This is a genomic window from Desulfobotulus sapovorans DSM 2055 (assembly GCF_059569355.1).
The window spans coordinates 1-17,065 of the sequence record NZ_JCANVJ010000018.1; the positions used below are offsets into that span (position 1 = coordinate 1).

15 protein-coding genes and 2 rRNA genes are annotated in these 17,065 nt (G+C 52.4%); 9 read left to right on the plus strand and 8 right to left on the minus strand.

All coding sequences use genetic code 11. The features are described from left to right. From BR04_RS11935 to BR04_RS11945, 3 genes are all read left to right on the plus strand, one after another. A 23S ribosomal RNA gene (locus BR04_RS11935) occupies positions 1–255 on the plus strand; the annotation flags it as partial. Positions 256–388: 133 nt separating this feature from the next. Further along, positions 389–505: ribosomal RNA gene (gene rrf / locus BR04_RS11940) — 5S ribosomal RNA — on the plus strand. Positions 506–677: 172 nt separating this feature from the next. Then, on the plus strand, positions 678–1,130 hold the full coding sequence (locus BR04_RS11945; protein ID WP_496356243.1) for a pancreas/duodenum homeobox protein 1: 453 nt from the start codon (positions 678–680) through the stop codon (positions 1,128–1,130). Positions 1,131–1,344: 214 nt separating this feature from the next. On the opposite strand, the gene BR04_RS11950 is transcribed toward BR04_RS11945, so the two are convergent. Genes BR04_RS11950 through argJ form a run of 5 tightly spaced genes read right to left on the minus strand, consistent with a single transcriptional unit; the run spans position 1,345 to position 6,820 of the window. Continuing rightward, positions 1,345–3,450: a CHASE2 domain-containing protein gene (locus BR04_RS11950; RefSeq protein ID WP_496356244.1), complete on the minus strand. Its 2,106-nt coding sequence runs from the start codon at positions 3,448–3,450 to the stop codon at positions 1,345–1,347. Positions 3,451–3,480: 30 nt separating this feature from the next. Next, positions 3,481–4,392, minus strand: a complete 912-nt coding sequence (locus BR04_RS11955) for a M48 family metalloprotease (protein WP_496356245.1) — start codon at positions 4,390–4,392, stop codon at positions 3,481–3,483. Continuing rightward, the gene (locus tag BR04_RS11960; RefSeq protein ID WP_496356246.1) at positions 4,389–4,868 is read right to left on the minus strand and encodes an SH3 domain-containing protein; all 480 of its coding nucleotides are present in this window, start codon (positions 4,866–4,868) and stop codon (positions 4,389–4,391) included. Before BR04_RS11960 ends, BR04_RS11955 begins: the two co-directional genes overlap by 4 nt. A 58-nt stretch (positions 4,869–4,926) precedes the next feature. Then, positions 4,927–5,658 carry a pseudouridine synthase gene (locus BR04_RS11965; RefSeq protein WP_496356247.1) on the minus strand — a complete coding sequence of 244 codons (732 nt, stop codon included), beginning with the start codon at positions 5,656–5,658 and terminating at the stop codon, positions 4,927–4,929. Next, complete coding sequence (argJ, locus tag BR04_RS11970) at positions 5,639–6,820, minus strand: bifunctional glutamate N-acetyltransferase/amino-acid acetyltransferase ArgJ (RefSeq protein WP_496356248.1); 1,182 nt, start codon at positions 6,818–6,820, stop codon at positions 5,639–5,641. The genes BR04_RS11965 and argJ overlap by 20 nt, the downstream gene beginning before the upstream one ends. A gap of 344 nt (positions 6,821–7,164) precedes the next feature. Between argJ and truA the strand changes: the two genes are divergently transcribed. The 6 genes from truA (at position 7,165) to BR04_RS12000 (ending at position 13,497) form a co-directional block, all read left to right on the plus strand. Further along, the gene (gene truA / locus BR04_RS11975; RefSeq protein ID WP_496356249.1) at positions 7,165–7,986 is read left to right on the plus strand and encodes a tRNA pseudouridine(38-40) synthase TruA; all 822 of its coding nucleotides are present in this window, start codon (positions 7,165–7,167) and stop codon (positions 7,984–7,986) included. Next, complete coding sequence (locus BR04_RS11980) at positions 7,986–8,681, plus strand: hypothetical protein (protein WP_496356250.1); 696 nt, start codon at positions 7,986–7,988, stop codon at positions 8,679–8,681. Before truA ends, BR04_RS11980 begins: the two co-directional genes overlap by 1 nt. A 198-nt stretch (positions 8,682–8,879) precedes the next feature. Then, positions 8,880–9,083, plus strand: coding sequence for a DUF362 domain-containing protein (locus BR04_RS11985; RefSeq protein ID WP_496356251.1), 204 nt, complete (start codon positions 8,880–8,882; stop codon positions 9,081–9,083). Between the two features lie 128 nt (positions 9,084–9,211). Next, positions 9,212–9,901 (plus strand): DUF554 domain-containing protein, encoded by a 690-nt coding sequence (locus tag BR04_RS11990; protein WP_496356252.1) that lies wholly within the window; start codon positions 9,212–9,214, stop codon positions 9,899–9,901. A 30-nt stretch (positions 9,902–9,931) separates the two neighbouring features. Further along, positions 9,932–11,701, plus strand: coding sequence for a sigma 54-interacting transcriptional regulator (locus BR04_RS11995; RefSeq protein ID WP_496356253.1), 1,770 nt, complete (start codon positions 9,932–9,934; stop codon positions 11,699–11,701). A 353-nt stretch (positions 11,702–12,054) separates the two neighbouring features. Next, entirely contained in the window at positions 12,055–13,497 is a 1,443-nt protein-coding gene (locus BR04_RS12000; protein WP_496356254.1) for an OmpP1/FadL family transporter, read from the plus strand. Positions 13,498–13,708: 211 nt separating this feature from the next. On the opposite strand, the gene BR04_RS12005 is transcribed toward BR04_RS12000, so the two are convergent. The 3 genes from BR04_RS12005 to BR04_RS12015 are packed head-to-tail and all read right to left on the minus strand — an operon-like array spanning position 13,709 to position 17,054. After that, a complete protein-coding gene (locus BR04_RS12005) occupies positions 13,709–14,686 on the minus strand; it encodes an alpha-L-glutamate ligase-like protein (RefSeq protein WP_496356255.1) in 978 nt (325 codons plus the stop codon). After that, positions 14,683–16,188, minus strand: a complete 1,506-nt coding sequence (locus tag BR04_RS12010; protein WP_496356256.1) for a UUP1 family membrane protein — start codon at positions 16,186–16,188, stop codon at positions 14,683–14,685. The genes BR04_RS12005 and BR04_RS12010 overlap by 4 nt, the downstream gene beginning before the upstream one ends. Then, the gene (locus tag BR04_RS12015; RefSeq protein ID WP_496356257.1) at positions 16,188–17,054 is read right to left on the minus strand and encodes an ATP-dependent zinc protease family protein; all 867 of its coding nucleotides are present in this window, start codon (positions 17,052–17,054) and stop codon (positions 16,188–16,190) included. Before BR04_RS12015 ends, BR04_RS12010 begins: the two co-directional genes overlap by 1 nt. Positions 17,055–17,065 lie beyond the last annotated feature (11 nt).

The window sequence follows — 17,065 nt, forward strand, 5'->3', positions numbered from 1 at the left end:
TTCCTAGTACGAGAGGACCGGAATGGACGAACCAATGGTGATCCTGTTGTCGCGCCAGCGGCATAGCAGGGTAGCTAAGTTCGGTACGGATAACCGCTGAAAGCATCTAAGCGGGAAGCCAGCTTCAAGATGAGATATCCCCTGACTATAAGTCAGCTGAAGACCCCTTGTAGACTACAAGGTGGATAGGCCGGATGTGGAAGTGCAGCAATGCATGGAGCTTACCGGTACTAATCGGTCGTGAGGCTTAGCCACAATATTGGTGATCTTTTCTGCAGGAGAATGCGTAAAAAAGCTTCGTACCAAGGAATAAAAGAACTCGACGCGTGGAGCAAAAAGGTGTAGAAGCCTTTAGTTCTTTAGAAAAATATAACATCGAAATACAATTTTCGGTGGCGATAGCGTCAAGGTCACACCCGTTCCCATCCCGAACACGGAAGTTAAGCTTGACTGCGCCGATGGTACTGCATGGGCAACTGTGTGGGAGAGTAGGACGCCGCCGGATTCTTTTAACGCCCTGTCTTCAAGGTGAACTCACCTCGAAGACGGGGCGTTTTTTTTGTTGGAATTCGGTTTGACCATACTGCTATCTTAGGCTAATGTGCCTTGGCTTGGGATCTGTCTTTGTAAGGCAGAATTTTTTTTACAGCTAAGATAACAGGAAGTCCAGACCGGGCATGAGCTTGCTGTTTGCCAGAGGGGATGGATTTTTTATGGGAGAGTCGATGGTAACGAAAAATTGGAATGCGATTTTCACACCCGAAAAACTCAAGGAAATGTTTCCAGAAGACCGTTCCGATGCCTTTTTTGATGCACTCTTTGGTGATGCATCCGAGGGGGCCTATGACATCCGAATCGTTTTTCGTGGATCGCGTCGAGAAAATTTACTCGATTTTGCTTTTGTTCTGGATCAAAGACCTGGAAAATGCCTGGTTTGCAGTCTGACGTATGGTCTGCCAGATGTTTTTGCACGACACCCCGTCATCAATATCAAACATCTTGTCAGTGAACTGGAAGCTTTTTTGGGGGACGGTATCCGCTGTCAAAAATGGGAATTGGGTGCAACTCGGGAAATAAGCCGTACATCCCATGAAATTCCATTGCGTATTGAGCTGTCATCCCTTCAATAGTGTTAATGGAATGGATTAAAAACTGTGTTTGTTGTATCTGAGCTTGTAAAAAAAATATGCAAAAATGATGTTTTTCCGGTTGTTTTTAGCCTCTGGTATAGCGGAGAGGGATGTTTTGGATGTGTCCGTATCATAGGAAAGTGGCTGGCTGCTAAAGCTAGGATGACATGCTGGATGCTTATGGAAGGGAAGCTGATACATGCAGCTTCCTTTGTTATTTCTGATCCATTATCCAGATACCGTGCCAATCTTCAGGTGGGTTTTTTATAAGAATTTTGCATTTTTCTGCATAGAACCGGGAAGCAGGGTCTTCCTGCTGGATTGATGTAAAGACCTGTATGGCTTCCTCAAAATTACCATTATAGAAATACTGGAGTCCTTCAGAAAAGTGCAGTTCCCAGCCCTGTTTTTTGTGGGGCCAGCGGGGTTCAAAAATGCAGATGGGAAACTCCTTGCCTACAACCTGTACCCTGGCCAGCTCCCGGAGTTGGATGTCGGACTTCAGGGCCGCTGCCGTGACTTCAGAAATGAGTGTATACGTACCAAAAACTTTGTTGACGCCTTCCAGACGCGCTGCAAGATTTACCGCATCTCCCAGCATGGTATAATCAAACCTTTTTTTGGAACCCAGGTTTCCCACAACGGCAGGCCCCGTGTTGATACCGATGCGCATTCGGACGGGTTTTTCTGTCCAGCGACGGAGTTCTTGGGACATGGCCGCAAGGGCGTCCTGACATTGGAGGGCAGCCTGAACGGCCCTGTCTGCATGGTCGTCCAGGCGTAAGGGGGCATTCCAGAAGGCGATGATGGCATCTCCTTCGTATTTATCCACCGTACCACCACTTTCCAGAATAATATCCGTCATGGCGGAAAGGTAGTGGTTAAGAAAGGCCGTAAGTTTTTCAGGATCCAATCCTTCCGAAATTCGCGTAAAGCCTTCAAGATCGGAAAAAAAAATGGTGATTTCCCGTTTTTCACCTCCCAGCTTAAGCTTGTCTGGGTTAAGCAGCAGCTCGTCAATGACCGCAGGACTGAGGTACTGGGAGAAGGCATTTTTTATGAAACGTTTTTGGCGACCTTCAGTACTGTAATTGATGAAGATAGCAGTGGCTGTGGTTATCACCGTTGCCACCATAAAGGGGATGAGGGCCAATACCAGGCCTGCTGTATAGAAGGCAAGGCTCAGGCCGATGGGGAAGAGTAGCGAGGCGGCCATTGCCGTTAGAGCCATCCCTGTGGCGGGAAAGGTGATAACGCTCAGAGCACAGAGGGCGGAAAGTGCCATGACCAGTGTGAAAAAGGGTAGGAAAGGGATGTCTTGCAGAAAATCTCCGGCAAGAAAATTATCCAGCAGAGTGGCATGAACCTCTACACCTGGGTAGCCTCCACCAACGGGAACGGGGGTGAGGTCATGAAGTCCCGGAGCGGAATAACCTACGAGAACATAGGCGTCTTTTAAAAAATCAGCTTCGGGAAATTCAGCCTCTTTTCCCTGCATTTCCAGTATGGCGGCTCTGAGAATGGCAGCTGCTGGAATGGAAGGATGGGTTCGGGAAGGCCCGCGAAAACGGAGTCGGGCCTCTCCTCTGTGCAGGGAGATGATGCGCTCTCCGATGGAGATCCCTTGGGGATTCTGGTGGATGGGGGTCTCCGGATGGGCTGCCAGCCAGGTGGCGAGACCAAGGCTGGGAAACACCCTGTCATCAAAGGTGGTGAAGGGGCGGATGTTTCTGTAGGTACCATCGGTATCGGGATTCAGCCCCACATTGCCGAGAAGTTTCCAGCTTTTAGCAATCTCTGGGATGGGCAGGGCTGCCCGGAGGCGGCCTTCCGGTTTTTTACCCTCAAAGGAAGAAGGTTCCGGATATCCTGCGGGGTAGCGGGTTGTGGCTCCCGTTGTATTGCCGAGAAAGAGGGCACCTGTGACAGTTCCCATTTCCCGGGAGGCTGTAGCAAAGGCTGCATCATCGTATTTTCCGTAAAAGGAGGGTTCGGTGAACAGAATATCAAAGCCCACAGCCCGGACACCCTTTGCCTTGCAGAAGTTCAGGATATGAGCCCATATCTCCCTGGGCCATGGCCAGGAGAGGCCGTTATTTTCACGAGCCCAGTCCAGACTGTCCTGATCCACAAGAATCAGTACGACTTCTGAGGTGCTGGGTGCGGGTTTCGCCAGAAGCTGTGCCCGGATGTCAAAGGTCTTCCACTCCAGTCGATGGACAAGGCCCGAGAGAATCAGTAGCAGCATGACGCCCATGCCTGTGGCCAGGGCCAGAGCAGTTCGGAACAATATTTTTTTTCTGGCTGAGACCTGTTCCACAGGCAAGCTCCTGAGAAAGGAAGAGAAGGGTTAGCGTGCCGCCATTGCTGTCAGAAAACGGGCCTGACGTACGGGATGTTCCGGCAGCTTCCATTCCTTAACGTCCATCTGGATGAGTTCATCAATGCGACTCCGGGGAGCTGGGTGGGTACTGGCAAAATCCGGTGCTCCGGGTTTTAGGGTTTTGTCCATGGCTGCGAGCATGTTGACAAGTCCTGCGGGATCATAACCGCAGGACTGAAGAATCGTTACCGCCTCGGCGTCTGCTTCCCGCTCAAAGGCTCTGGAATAGCCGTTATTCATAAGAGTGCCTGAGATATCGGCAATGGAACCCCCGAATGCTTTGGTGAGATCGGCGAGATGACCGCCGGCAAAGGCTCCTGCACCTTCCACGGCGATGGTGGTGAGGGCTGAGGTAAGACGGGATTTTTTGATGGCCTTGAGTCCGTGTTTTTCAGAAACATGAGCAATTTCATGGGCCAGAACGGCGGCCAGTTCGGTTTCATTGCTGCAAAGCGTCAGCATTCCCCGGGTGATGAAGATGAAACCGCTGGGAGCGGCAAAGGCATTGATTTCATCAGAATCCAGGAGCAGAAAGGCATACCCCCTGAAAGATTCTGGATGGGTGGCGTAACGGGCCAGGGTCTGACCGAGAAGATTCACATAGGCTGTGGCCTGTTCGTCATGCCAGACGGCATAGGAGGAGAGGATTACAGCCCCCACACTGCGGCCAATGTAATATTCCTGTTCCGGTGTGATGTCTTCAAAACTTTTGACCAGTGCTGCGGTGCTGCGTTTGATGGCACCTGCCTGGGATTCACTGATGGTACCAGAGGCCACACCCACGGTGGTGCCCACCTCAGAGACCACGCCTAAGGTTTTGCAACCGGAGGCGAAAAAGCCAAGGCAGAGGGAAAGGAAGAGGAGGGACAGTTTTTTCATTTCAGACCTCCTTTGGGATGCAGGTCGCCGGTCTGAAGAAAGACCCGTGATTCTTCGGGGCTTACGGTAAAGCTTTCCATGCGGTTGATGTCCGCATAGTTCAGCCCCTGGTTTTCGGTTCTGAAAGCGGCTTCTACTTCCGGACTGAAGCCTTTGCCTGCAAGGGCCAGTTCATCGGCACTGACCTTGCCGGAAAGGGCGTTGCCGGAAGCCAGTTCAATCTTCTGATCCGTCAGAGCTTTGGCATGCACCCAGCCTGTGGTTTCTGTGCCCTGTACCTGTACCCTGCGCCAGTCATTCTGTTCGGACAGGACTTCTACGGGTTGTCCGTAATGAATTTCCATGATGGTGCCGGAAAGAAATGAGGGCATTTCACGGAGCGGGGTGCTGCGGACGTGAACCTGAAGGCTTGCCGCCATGACACCCGTCGCCGTCATGAGTACGATGAAAAGAAACCAGCCAGAATATGAGCGCATGCTTTCCTCCTCTGGATGAGCGTGGGGTGGCCTGCCTGCCGGGAACAGTCCACATAGTTTAAAGTTTTTTTAGCTGCATGATTTCTTTGGGGCTGAGGTGGCGCCATTGACCAGGGTTCAGATCCCGTAATTCTAAAAAAGCCATGCGGATACGGTGGAGGCTGAGTACCCGGGCACCGAGGGAGGCCACCATTTTGCGGATCTGTCGGTTTCTGCCTTCCTGAAGTATAATTCTAAAAGTTTTGAAATCCATACGGAAAACCTGCGCAGGCCGTGTTTTCCGGCCTTCCAGGATCATGCCTTCCGCCATCTGGGTCAGTGCCGCATCGCTGAGGGATGGACGGGTTGTCACCACATACTCCTTTTCATGATCAAAGGAGGGATGGGAAAGCCGGTGATGCAGGGGGCCGTCATTGGTGAGGAGAACAAGGCCTGTGGACTCCTTGTCCAGACGGCCTACGGGAAAAATACGCTGGGGCAGAGGCACAAGGTCGGTGACCACCCGCTCTCCCCTGTGATGGCAGGAGGTCACCACGCCCTCGGGTTTGTGCAGCAGCACGTACACCAGGGATTCTTTAAGCTGAACAGGCTTGCCGTCCATAAAAATCTTATCCTCTGGCTGTACCCTGAACCCCATTTCCCGGATGACCTGCCCGTTTACCCCGACCCGGCCCTGGGCGATGCGACGTTCTGCTTCCCTTCTGGAGCAGATACCTGCATCGGCCAGGAATTTTTGCAGACGAAGGCCCGGATCCTTCCGGGGGCTGTTTTCAGGATCGGTAGTCGGCATTGATGCGCACATAATCGTAGGAAAAATCACAGGTCAGCATGAAGTCACTTCCTTCTCCAATTCCAAGATCAATAAGGATAGTGAATTCCTTCTGCTTCATGATGGCAGCAGCCTTTGCCTCTGCCTCGGAACCCAGCCATACCCCGTCCTGGACGAGGAGGGCATCGTCAAAACGCAGGGTGATGCGATCCGGGTCGAGATCCGCGCCGGATCGCCCAACGGCCATGGCAAGACGCCCCCAGTTGGCATCTTCACCAAAGAGGGCGGTTTTTACAAGGGGGGAGTTGGCAACGGTGTCGGCGGCCTTCAGGGCATCCTCATTGCTTTTTGCGCCCTGAACCACAATTTTTACAAGCTTGGTGGCACCTTCACCATCCCGTACCACCTGAACGGCAAGATCCATGCAGAGATCATCCAGAACCTGGGCAAAGAGCGCTTCGTCTCTGCCTTCCGGGCGCAGTCCGGAAGCACCGGAAGCCATGAGCAGCACCATGTCGTTGGTGCTGGTATCCCCGTCCACGGAGATGCGGTTGAAGCTTTTGTTCACAGCGGCCTTGAGAAGCCGGGACAGGGTTTCAGGAGCCATATCCGCATCCGTAACAAGAAAGCTCAGCATGGTGGCCATGTCCGGACGGATCATCCCCGATCCTTTGGCCATGCCGCAGAGGGTGATGGGTTTTCCCTGCACTTCAAGGGTGCGCAGGGCTGTTTTTTTCACAAGATCCGTGGTCATGATGGCCTGGGCAAGATCGTTCAGGCCTTCGGGTTTCAGGCGGAGCACAAGATCCGGGATGCAGGGGAGGATGCGATCCATGGGAAGCTGCTGGCCGATAACACCGGTGGAAGCCACCTGCACGAGTTCAGGTGCAATCCCCAGGGCGTCAGCTGCGGCTTGGGTCATGGCTCTCGCATTCTCCATGCCCTGTTCGCCTGTGGCGCAGTTGGCATTGCCGGAGTTGACGATCAGTGCCTGACAGTGTCCGCACTGGATATGTTCCCGGCTGATGCGCACGGGAGCAGCGGTGACTTTGTTTTGTGTGAAAACCGCAGCAGCGGAGGCAGGATGGGTGCAGACCAGCATGGCCAGATCCTGCCTGTCCTTGTACTTGATCCGGGCGGAAACAGCCCCTGCGGCAAATCCTTTGCATTGCATGGACGTCATGGAGAGGTATCCCTAAAGAGTAGGTTGGGAGAAAGGGGAGCAAAACCCCTGAAACAAATGCTATTGTACTTTATCTTTTGTGGGGATCAAGGCATAATGCGCGCCGTTTTGATAAACCCCATGCAAGGGAGTGTATTTTATGGTGGAAACAGCTTTGGTCTGTCCTGTATGTAAAAAGGGACGTATCCGGGTAAAACGTTCCTGAAGGAAGGTTTCCTTCCGCTGCACGGTGTGCGGCCAGGCCTGCCCGGAGGAGTGTATTCAGAAACTGATGGATGAAGCACTGGAAGAAAAACTGGCCTGGATTCCTGTGGACAGGCTCTGATTTTTGTAAGGACATACGGGTGCGCAGATTCAAGATTGTTATGGAATATGATGGTTCCATGTTTCACGGGTGGCAGTGCCAGCCGGGATTGAAAACGGTTCAGGGAGAGCTGGAGCAGGCCCTTTCCCTCATTGCTGTGGCGCGGGTGGATGTGCACGGATCCGGCAGAACGGATGCCGGTGTGCATGCTCTGGCCCAGGTGGCCCATTTTGATATGCCCACCCGCATGACCGGGCCTGCCCTGAAAAAGGCTATGAATTGTCTTCTGGCAGAAGGTCTTGTGATTCATCACTGCATGGAGGTGGGTCCGGCATTCCATGCGCGTTTTGCGGCCAGGGCCAAGACCTACCGGTACCGGATTCTGAACCGTCCCCTGCGTCCGGCTCTGGGGAGAAACCACGTCTGGCATGTGTGGCGGAAGCTGGATCGGAATGCCATGGATACGGCGGCTTCCCTTTTGGTGGGAACCCATGATTTTAAAAGTTTCGAAGGTGCGGGCAGCCCCAGAAGCCATACGGTACGCACCCTGTTCCGTGCCGGGTTCTTTGATGAACCGGAGTCTCCCGATGTTTTTGCCTTTGAGGTCACGGCCAATGGTTTTTTGCGCTATATGGTCAGAAATATTGTGGGAACATTGGTGCAGGTGGGAATGGGAAAGATTGCTGTGGCGGAAATTCCTGAGATTCTCCAGGGTAAAAGCCGTCAGCTTGCGGGAATGACGGCCCCTCCTCAGGGGCTGTTTTTGAAAAGTGTACACTATGATCTCCGGAACGACTTTACGCAACCTGCCATGGAGGTCCGGTTACCGCCGGGTATCGGTATGGGAGGCAAGGGGGGGTAATGTACTGGAAAAACCCTAAACAGGCTTTCAGGGAATGGGTACGTCAGCACGATGATCGCTGGTCTTTTATCCTTCTGTATCTGGTACTCGCCGTTACATTGAGTGTCTCTATCAGTCTTTTTTGGCTGCTCGTGGTAGTGGGGCTGCATGCGGTTGTGGAGTGGCTCTGTCAGCGGGAACAGTATGAAGGAGAGGCTTTTTCCCGTACCCTGGGGCGGGTAATCTGGGCGATAAAGCTGGATCTTACCCTCATCCTTTTCTCCCTTTTGCTCGGTATTTATATGGACGTGATGATGGGCATCGCGGGGCTGGGTTCTATCACCCGTACCGGGGTTCAGGGGATGAAGGGTGGAGCACGGTTTCTGGTCTGGGAAAAGGCCCTGAAGGCGATTTTACTGTCTCTGGATGATCTGGCCCAGGTATTTCGGGCTTTTTTTCGAAAACGAGGCCCTGGGGCTCTCCCTTCTTCCGTCACCCAGAAGAGTTCTTTTTTTACGGCTTCTGAAAGCAGGGATTGTTGCCATGCTTCCGGCCGGGAAAGTCCCTGGCAGCTTTCCTGGACTTTCGGGGACAGGGTCTGTCTTCTTTTTGCCCTGTTCTGTCTGGGAATGCTTTGGGTCAGTCCCTGGCTGAGCGGGCACGATGTCAACGGGATTTTGCGCATCATGGCTGGAGATTTGCATCCATGGCCATGACAGGCCCAGGTTTTTCCATTCTTTTATTGCCGGATTTTTTTTTAAGGGTCTGATGTGTTGACAGAGCGACACTTTCGCTGTACCCGATGTAAGGTGATCGGATGAAGCGTCCGGGCATGGATAAAAGATCGTTTTCCATGGGGTGGATACGACCTTTTGTGTAAGGGTGGGGATAGTCCCCGGATTCATGTAATCGTATTGAAGGAGAAGAAGATGTCTTACGAACCGGTAGTGGATGAGGACAGATGTGTTGGTTGTGGAGAATGTGTGGATGTGTGCCCTGTAGATGTATTTGAAATGCAGGACGATAAATCCAAGCCCGTGAATGCCGAAGAATGCCTGGGATGTGAGTCCTGTATTGAGGTTTGCGAGCCAGGAGCCATTGTTGTAAACGGGCTGTAAGGGCCACCGGCAGGCATGCTGTTGTCTGTCCGACAAGAAAGAAGAAAAGGGGGCGGATGCCGGATAGAGACGGCTTTCGCCCCCTTTTCGTAATATTCTGTAATTGCAGAATGAAAATTGGGGAGCCTATGCTGGGAACAGGGGTGAATGTTCTGGCCATTTTTGCGGGTGGTCTGTTGGGGCTTTTTTTAGGGGAGGGGGTTCCGGATCGTTATAACCGGACGGTAATGCAGGCTCTTTCTCTGGCAGTTATGCTTATCGGTCTGAAAAGTGCTTTGGCCTGTGATGCCATACTGGTGATCATTGGCAGTCTTGTGCTGGGAAGTCTTGCGGGGGAGTGGCTGGGGATTGAGGCAGGGCTGAACCGTATGGGCGGATGGCTGGAGCAGCGTTTTTCAAAGGGTGGCGGAGATGGGCGCGTTGCAAAGGGTTTTGTCACGGCAAGCCTGATTTTCTGCGTAGGTTCCATGGCCATTGTGGGGTCTCTGGAGAGCGGTCTTTCCGGTAACCACGAAACCCTGTTTGCAAAATCCGCTCTGGACGGTGTGGCTGCTGTGATTTTTGCCGCTTCCATGGGGGTGGGTGTCCTGTTTTCTGCTTTGGCCGTTTTGCTGTATCAGGGAAGCATTACCCTGCTGGCCGTTCTGATCAAACCCTTTCTGGTGCCTGAGGTGATTGCTCAGATGTCGGGTACGGGGGGGCTTTTGATTCTGGCCATTGGCGTCAACCTTATGGGTGTTGCCCAGATACGCATCGGGAATATGTTACCGGCTATTTTTGTACCCTTGTTTTTTTATGGTGTGCGGCTTTTATTTTGAAAGTCGTGTTTGCAGGAGTGGTGTGAAAAAATGGTGTCTCCGAAAGATTCTGTATGTGTGTCTGCCCGCAACCACCCCGATGAGCGGCTGATCTTTGAAAATACCACGGATGCCATTATCGTGCTGCAGGATGGGATTTTACGCTATGTGAATGCCAACGGTATCCGTCTGATGGGGTATTGCCATGAGGAACTGCTGGATCGTCATTTCCGGGATTTTGTGCATCCTGACGATCTGCCCATGGTGGAACTGCGTTACCAGCAGCGTATGCAGTACGAACCTGTTCCTGAAGTGTATCCTTTCCGTCTGATTACCAGGAGGGGAGAGGCCCTCTGGTTTGAAATCCATGCCATCGAGATGACCTGGAAGGGGCAGAGGGCAAGTCTGACCTTTTTTCACAACATTCAGCGTCGTGTACTGGCGGAAGAGGCTCTGTCCCGCAATGCGGAAAGAACCCGCGCTCTTCTGAATGCCATCCCGGACATGATGCTGCGGCTGAATCTGGATGGGTTTTGTCTGAATCATAAACCCTTTGAGGAGGCCCGGCATTTTACGATTCTGACGCCCGTTGAAGGAAAACGTCTTCAGGAATTTTGCCCGGAACCCATCGCAGGTATCTGCATGGAAGCCATGAAACGTGCTGTTTCCACACGAGAAATGCAGATTTTTGAGTTTCCCTGTGATTGTCAGGAAACACGAACCTGTTATGAAGTTCGTGTTATTGCCCTGGTGCGTGATGAAATTCTTCTGATTGTCCGGGATATTTCCGACAGAAAACGGATGGAAGAGACCCTGAGACAGCGGGAGGAAAACCTGCGTAAAGAGAATGTCCGTCTGCGTTCCAGTATGCGGGAACGTTATGGCTTTCGGAATCTGATTGGAAAAAGTCCGGCCATGCAGGCCGTGTACGATCATATTCTCAGGGCATCGGCGTCCAACGCCCATGTCATTCTTTATGGGGAGTCCGGAACCGGAAAGGAGCTTGTGGCCAGGGCGATTCATGACCTCAGCGACAGGGCAATGGAACCCTTTATCCCCGTGAACTGTGGCGCTATCCCTCCGGGACTCATGGAAAGTGAGTTTTTTGGGTATAAGAAAGGGGCCTTTTCCGGAGCGGTGTCAGATCGAAGGGGCTATCTGGATATGGCCTGCAAGGGAACCCTCTTTATGGATGAGCTGGGAGAGATTGATACCAATATGCAGGTGAAGCTGCTCCGGGCCATTGAAGGGGGCGGATTCATGCCGGTGGGTGGAGACCGTTTGCATAAACCGGATCTGCGCATTATTGGTGCCACAAACCGCAACCTTATGGATCTTGTCCGTAAACGTATGATGCGGGAGGATTTTTTTTATCGCATCAATATTATTCCCATACATCTGCCCCCCTTGCGGGAACGTGGGGAGGATCTGAATCTTCTCATCTACCATTTTCTGGAGGCTCTTTCCGAAAAAGAGCCTGCGCCCGTCATCCCGTCCAGCATTCTGGCCATGCTTCGGGCCTATTCCTGGCCGGGGAATGTCAGGGAGTTACAGAATGTGATTCAGCGTTACCTGACCATGGACAGTATTGATCTGGCAGGAAAGGGGGAAGGGGCGTTTTATGAGCCTGCGGCCCTATCCCGGCGGGAAGTTCAGGATGAAGGGCTGGATCTGAAACGGGCTGTGGAGAATTTTGAACGCAGCTATATAGAAAGAATGCTGAAAAGAAACCGCTGGAAGCGGGAAGAAACAGCAAAAATCCTTGGGATTCATAGAAAGACCCTTTTTAGAAAAATGCGGGATCTGGGGCTGGAAGAGTGATGTCCGCATGGAGTGGGGCAATATCGGGCCTTGATGTGGCATAAAAGTCCCTTTATCGCAACGCGCAGTTATTTAAAAGGTTTATTGGAATACTCTGTGCGCATGGGACATTTTTGTCTCATGCGTTTTTTGATTCTGGAAAGTCCGTAACAAATGGAAAGAAAATTTATTTTTTTAAAAAAATATTTAAAAACAAATATTTATGACATTAATACCGAAAAAAACAGGGGGATAAGGAGGCTGATTTTTTTGGGGGGGACATCGGGGTATGAAGGTTGCTGATCCCCTTGGGGCCTGGTGTGTGTACCAGGGCGTAATGGGATGAAATATCAGCTGAAAAACGGAGAAGTTTTATGAACAGGAAATTTTTTATCTTTACCCTCATGGCACCAATGATTCTGCTTGTCGCATCAGGTCATGCCAGCTACATCAACTCCCTGACAAACCTCAGTGCAAACTGGATTTCCAATCCTGCGGGACGACTGGCCGCAACGGACAGTGCCGATGGTGTAGCCACGAATCCGGCAGGGCTTGTCCGAATGGAGGAAGGCCTCCATATTCATTTTTCCAGCCAGTCCATTGACAATCATTATAAGATCAGGGTTGGGGATTCCTATCCAGGCCAGGGGATTACGGAGCAGAATAAGCCCAGCAAATTTGTTCCTTCCCTTTATGTGAACCGTAAACGGGATAACTGGTCTTTTTTTGGAGGTCTGAATATTTATGGGGGGGGCGGCAGCCTGTATTTTGAAGATGGAACCCCCAATCTGAACATGGCGGTGTGGGGCATTGAAGCACTGGCTGCCCGCTCCAGCAAACTGCTGGGAACCCCTGTTCAGCCCTGGAGCAATGGGAAAAAATATTTCAATCTGAGTCCGGATCCGAATCAGGCCCTGGGAGCCGGGGTCAGCTCGGAAATGCTTTCCATGATGCCGGCTTTTTCCTTCGGGGCGGCCTATGCGGTAAGCAGCCGGTTTTCCGTGGCTGCGGGGGCAAGGATTATTTATGGGCTTCAGACGATTAAGATCGCGGCACGATCCGCAGGTCTGCATGGTGACAAGGCCACGCTTTACGATGCAGAATGGACAACTCTGGGAGGCCTTCTGTTTGCCAGTGTGAATTACAGACCCGTTGAAAGGCTGAATCTTGCCCTGATGGTTGAATCCTGGGCTCCCATGAAGTGGGAAGTGAATGTGAAGGAGGATCTTTCTCTCCGGACTCCTGCCTTTAATAACGAACATGCCCTGTCTTCCATGTCGGGGTATCTGGATGGCAGAACCTTCCGTTTTGATGAGCCTGCCAAGCTGTTCCTCGGAGCAGACTATGCGTTGACGGATACCCTGAATCTGAATGCCATGTTCATGCTTTACATGCCCATGTGGGGGGAATATCAGAAGCCTGCGTCTTCAACACCCAACAATCCGCAAACGGGAACCTCCTACGCCCTCAATGAAACGGAGTACGATCTGGATCCGGGTTTTGAGGCCGGTGTTGGGATGGACGTGAAACTTTCCGGGAATACGACATGGAGTGCCGGTGTGGTTTATAACTGTATCAACTACAGAGATACCTACCATTCCGAACTGGTGATGAAAAACGATCTTTTCAATGTGGGAACAGGGGTCAGAACCAGGGTCAATGACCGTTTTACTCTGGGGGTTGGCTATATGCGCAATATCTATCTGGATGAGGAAAACGCAAATCAGACCAAAGATCCGAATGGAAAGAGCTATGCAACCACCTACAGCAAGAAGGCCAATGTACTGGCGTTCAGTCTTGAATACCGTTTTATGTAAAATGTAAGGTGTTGGTAAGCCGTATCCATGAGTTGTCTTTTTTTGTGTTGAGGTCAAAAAAAATCTCTGTTCTGAACAGGCCGTAATAGGTTTTTCAGAATGGAGATTTTATTTTTTTGAATCCCCTCCTTCTTCAGCTATCGTTTCCATGCTTCGGTGGGGAACGATGGAGCCGTGAAGTCCCGGAAGCCTGCTCATAGACTTGCTGATTTTAGAGATCCTGTTCATGTCGGTTTTGTTTGTGGCTGTTACCGAAGAGTTCCATGGCGCAGTTTACCCGTTCTTCGGTACTGCGCATGACTCCAGCCAGGGATTCAATCTTCCGGAGACGGAGCAGCAGGCCTTCCCCGTTGGTCAGCTGTATGGCAAGCCCGGGGCGTGCGTTGAGTTCGAGAAGCAGGGGGCCACGGTCTTTATCAAGAACGATATCTGCACCGATATAGCCCAAACCTGTCATCTCATGGCAGCGGCTGGCCAGGGTGAGGAGGTTTTTCCAGTCCGGAATTTGAATGTTGTCCAGGGGCTTTCGGGTGTCCGGATGCAGGGTGACGGGCAGGCCGAACTGCAAAGCCCGAAGCCCGGTTCCTGTGGCCAGATCCAGCCCCACCCCCACGGCTCCCTGATGCAGGTTGGCTTTTCCGTCTGAGGCCTCTGTGGCCAGACGCAGCATGGCCATGACAGGGTATCCCTGAAACACAATGACCCGTATATCGGGAATGCCCTGATAGGAATACCCGTCAAACAGGGGATCCATTCGGATCAGATCTTCCACCAGTACTGTATCCGGTGTACCGCCCAGAGAGTAGAGTCCGGCCAGGATGTTGGACAGGTGACGCTGGACGTCCGCTTCTCCCATGCGTTTGCCCGAGGCTTTGACGAAGCTGTTTTCCATGCAGCGGGAGATCACAAGAATACCTTTGCCTCCGGAACCCTTGGCGGGTTTGATGGCAAACCCTTCAAGACCCTGAAGCTGTTGTCTGACATGCCGGATTTCATGTTGGGCGGTAAGGACAAAGCGCAGGGTCGGTGTGGGGATTCCGTGCTCTTCAGCAAGGCGTTTGGTTTTAAGTTTGTTGTCCACAAGAGGATACAGATGGCGTGGGTTGTGCCGGGCAATGAACTGGATGTTGCGGCGGTTCATACCCAGAATCCCCATGGACTTCAGGGCAGAAGGGGAGATCCATCTCATTTTGAAATGCCCTTTATGGCAGCAAAGCGTCGCAGTTCAAAAAGCCGGTATCCTGTGTACTGACCGATAAGAAGAATAAGGGCAGCGATAACAAGGTTCAGCTCAGGGAAGTTGAAGCTCAGATGGGCGATAAGGGGGTGACGCATGAAAAGATAGGCGAGAAGTGCGACACCAAGACTTCCCGAACCCTGTACCAGAACTTCCCGCATCCCTTCTTCTTCCCAGAGAATGGACATGCGTTCTATGGTCCAGGCAATGATGATAATGGGAAAGGCCGTGACGGGTATGCCCGTATGGAATCCCAGACGGATAGCTGTGAGACTTGCCAGGGTAATGAGGGTGATGACGATGATGACAATGGTGGCAATACGGGCCACCAGGAGTAGATTGAGGTAGGACAGATAACTGCGCAGCAGAAGCCCCGCTCCTATGAGGGCAAGAAAGTAGACCAGCCCGGGAATAAGGGAGGTCTGGAGAAAGGCCATGCCGATGAGTACAGGCATGAAGGTTCCGGAGGTGCGGACGCCGATAAGGATACGCATCAGGGTCACCACCAGAGCCCCTGTCGGAATGAGAAGCAGCAGCCGGAAGACCCCCTGCTGATCCAGGGGCAGGTGATGCATGCTCAGAAAGGAAAAACGCAGGTTGCTTGACTGGAGTTTGGCCATTTCCAGGGCGGGGATGCTCTGAGAGAGCATGGAAAAACTGATCCTTCCCATGGTACCGCCGCTGAGATCAAGAAGGGATGGCCCGTTTCTGTGCCATAACAGAAAGTTCTCAGGTATACCCTGAAGACCGGTTTCAGGGTGAAAAAGAACCCAGCTTTTGCCGGTAAAGACTTCTATCATGGGTACCAGGCTCTGGTTTCTCCGGTTGTCTTCCAGAAAAAGTCCCAGAATGACCCGTGCCGGAATACCCGCCTGGGCGAGAAGACGGGTGAGAAGACTTTCCGGTTTGTGGCGGCTCAGCAGCAGGGTTGCGTTCTGTTCGCCGGTGTGCAGTGCCTTGATGAGTTCCCGCGTGAGACTTTCCGGTGTACTGGATCTGCTGGTGGCGGCTTCCATGAGCGCTTCTGCTGCTGTAGCTTCGGAGTCATCCCAGTAGACGGGTTCCATGGGAGGCGGAGGATCTCCAGGAGCGGAAGTTCTGTCTGCCTGAGGCGAAATCTGGATTTTGTAATAAAGTGTCTGTTCATTCAGGGCGTTTCGGCGGGACCATTCCGCCCTGCGTCCTTCCCTGTTCTCAATGATGGAGAAACCGTATCCCGGAGAAGCCGCCTGTTCGTTGAAAATCCGGAATCCCGGCGGGTTGTGGGGGATGCTCAGGCTGGCGAGTACAGGCTGGTTTTCGGCGGTAAAATCCACACGGGCCTCCACCAGCCAGACACCGGTATTCTTTCCGGGTTCCAGGGGAATCTGCATGGTGCTGTGGCGAAGCCAGGCAAGGCCGCATCCAGCCACTGTCAGGGCCAGTACAATCCAGTACAGACTGATACGGGACATCAGAGGCCTTCCGTTTCTTTTTCAACGCGTTCAGGGTTTTTTTTCCGTTTTACGGGAAGGGTGTGGGAAAGGCTGACATCCACCACCATTACATCTTTGAGGATGTTGCGTCCGATAAGTACGGGAAAGCTCAGGTGGCTGCGGTCGGAAAGGGTGAATTCCGCAAGCTGGGTGGTATCCCCGATGGAAAGGGAAAGCTGGATAACGGGTCTTCGTTCACTTTCCTCACTGATGGACTGGAGGATACGGGCTTTACGCAGAAGCTTTTGTTCCATGGGAATCACTTCACCCGTTTCCGGGTGGAGCAGATCAAAACGTACCCAGCGTTCCCCGTCCCGTTCAAAACGCTGGATATTTCGGGCATCCAGGGATGCGGTTTCTGCACCTGTGTCCATGCGGGCGGGGAAGAGAAAGCCTGGCGGGGTGATGAGGACGCTTTCTTCTGCGCCGACCACAATTTTTTGTGCAGGAATTTTTTCCCGTACGTGCGGGGACAGTACAGCCTGGGGGGGCGGTGGCGGAGACGGAGCCGGCACCAGGGACGCTTCTTTTTTTCGGACGATTTCAGCCGTGATGTTTTCCAGCATACTATGCTTGAAAACATCATTTTCGAGAATTTTTTCCATAAGGGGTCTCAGGGACTCACAGGCGGTATCGTTTTCAAGGCTGAGGGTAAGACGGGAGAGAACCTCATGATTCAGGTTTTGTGTTTCAAGCATACGGGCTGTAAGAACGGCCTGCTCCGAGAGCTGTTGTTCCATTCCTGTCAGATCTGCCCCACGGACGAGCAGAAGATTCTGGGCGCATCCTGAAAGAAGAGGCAGGGTACCCCAGAGAAGAAAAAGAATATTCGGGCGTAAAATCATGGTGCGGCTCC

Excerpts from the sequence above, each read along its gene's own strand:
- BR04_RS11945 (WP_496356243.1), top strand. The coding sequence starts at position 678 with ATGAGCTTGCTGTTTGCCAGAGGGGATGGATTTTTTATGGGAGAGTCG.
- BR04_RS11955 (WP_496356245.1), bottom strand. The coding sequence starts at position 4,392 with ATGAAAAAACTGTCCCTCCTCTTCCTTTCCCTCTGCCTTGGCTTTTTC.
- BR04_RS11960 (WP_496356246.1), bottom strand. The coding sequence starts at position 4,868 with ATGCGCTCATATTCTGGCTGGTTTCTTTTCATCGTACTCATGACGGCG.
- BR04_RS11965 (WP_496356247.1), bottom strand. The coding sequence starts at position 5,658 with ATGCCGACTACCGATCCTGAAAACAGCCCCCGGAAGGATCCGGGCCTT.
- argJ (WP_496356248.1), bottom strand. The coding sequence starts at position 6,820 with ATGACGTCCATGCAATGCAAAGGATTTGCCGCAGGGGCTGTTTCCGCC.
- BR04_RS11980 (WP_496356250.1), top strand. The coding sequence starts at position 7,986 with ATGTACTGGAAAAACCCTAAACAGGCTTTCAGGGAATGGGTACGTCAG.
- BR04_RS11990 (WP_496356252.1), top strand. The coding sequence starts at position 9,212 with ATGCTGGGAACAGGGGTGAATGTTCTGGCCATTTTTGCGGGTGGTCTG.
- BR04_RS11995 (WP_496356253.1), top strand. The coding sequence starts at position 9,932 with ATGGTGTCTCCGAAAGATTCTGTATGTGTGTCTGCCCGCAACCACCCC.
- BR04_RS12000 (WP_496356254.1), top strand. The coding sequence starts at position 12,055 with ATGAACAGGAAATTTTTTATCTTTACCCTCATGGCACCAATGATTCTG.
- BR04_RS12005 (WP_496356255.1), bottom strand. The coding sequence starts at position 14,686 with ATGAGATGGATCTCCCCTTCTGCCCTGAAGTCCATGGGGATTCTGGGT.
- BR04_RS12010 (WP_496356256.1), bottom strand. The coding sequence starts at position 16,188 with ATGTCCCGTATCAGTCTGTACTGGATTGTACTGGCCCTGACAGTGGCT.
- BR04_RS12015 (WP_496356257.1), bottom strand. The coding sequence starts at position 17,054 with ATGATTTTACGCCCGAATATTCTTTTTCTTCTCTGGGGTACCCTGCCT.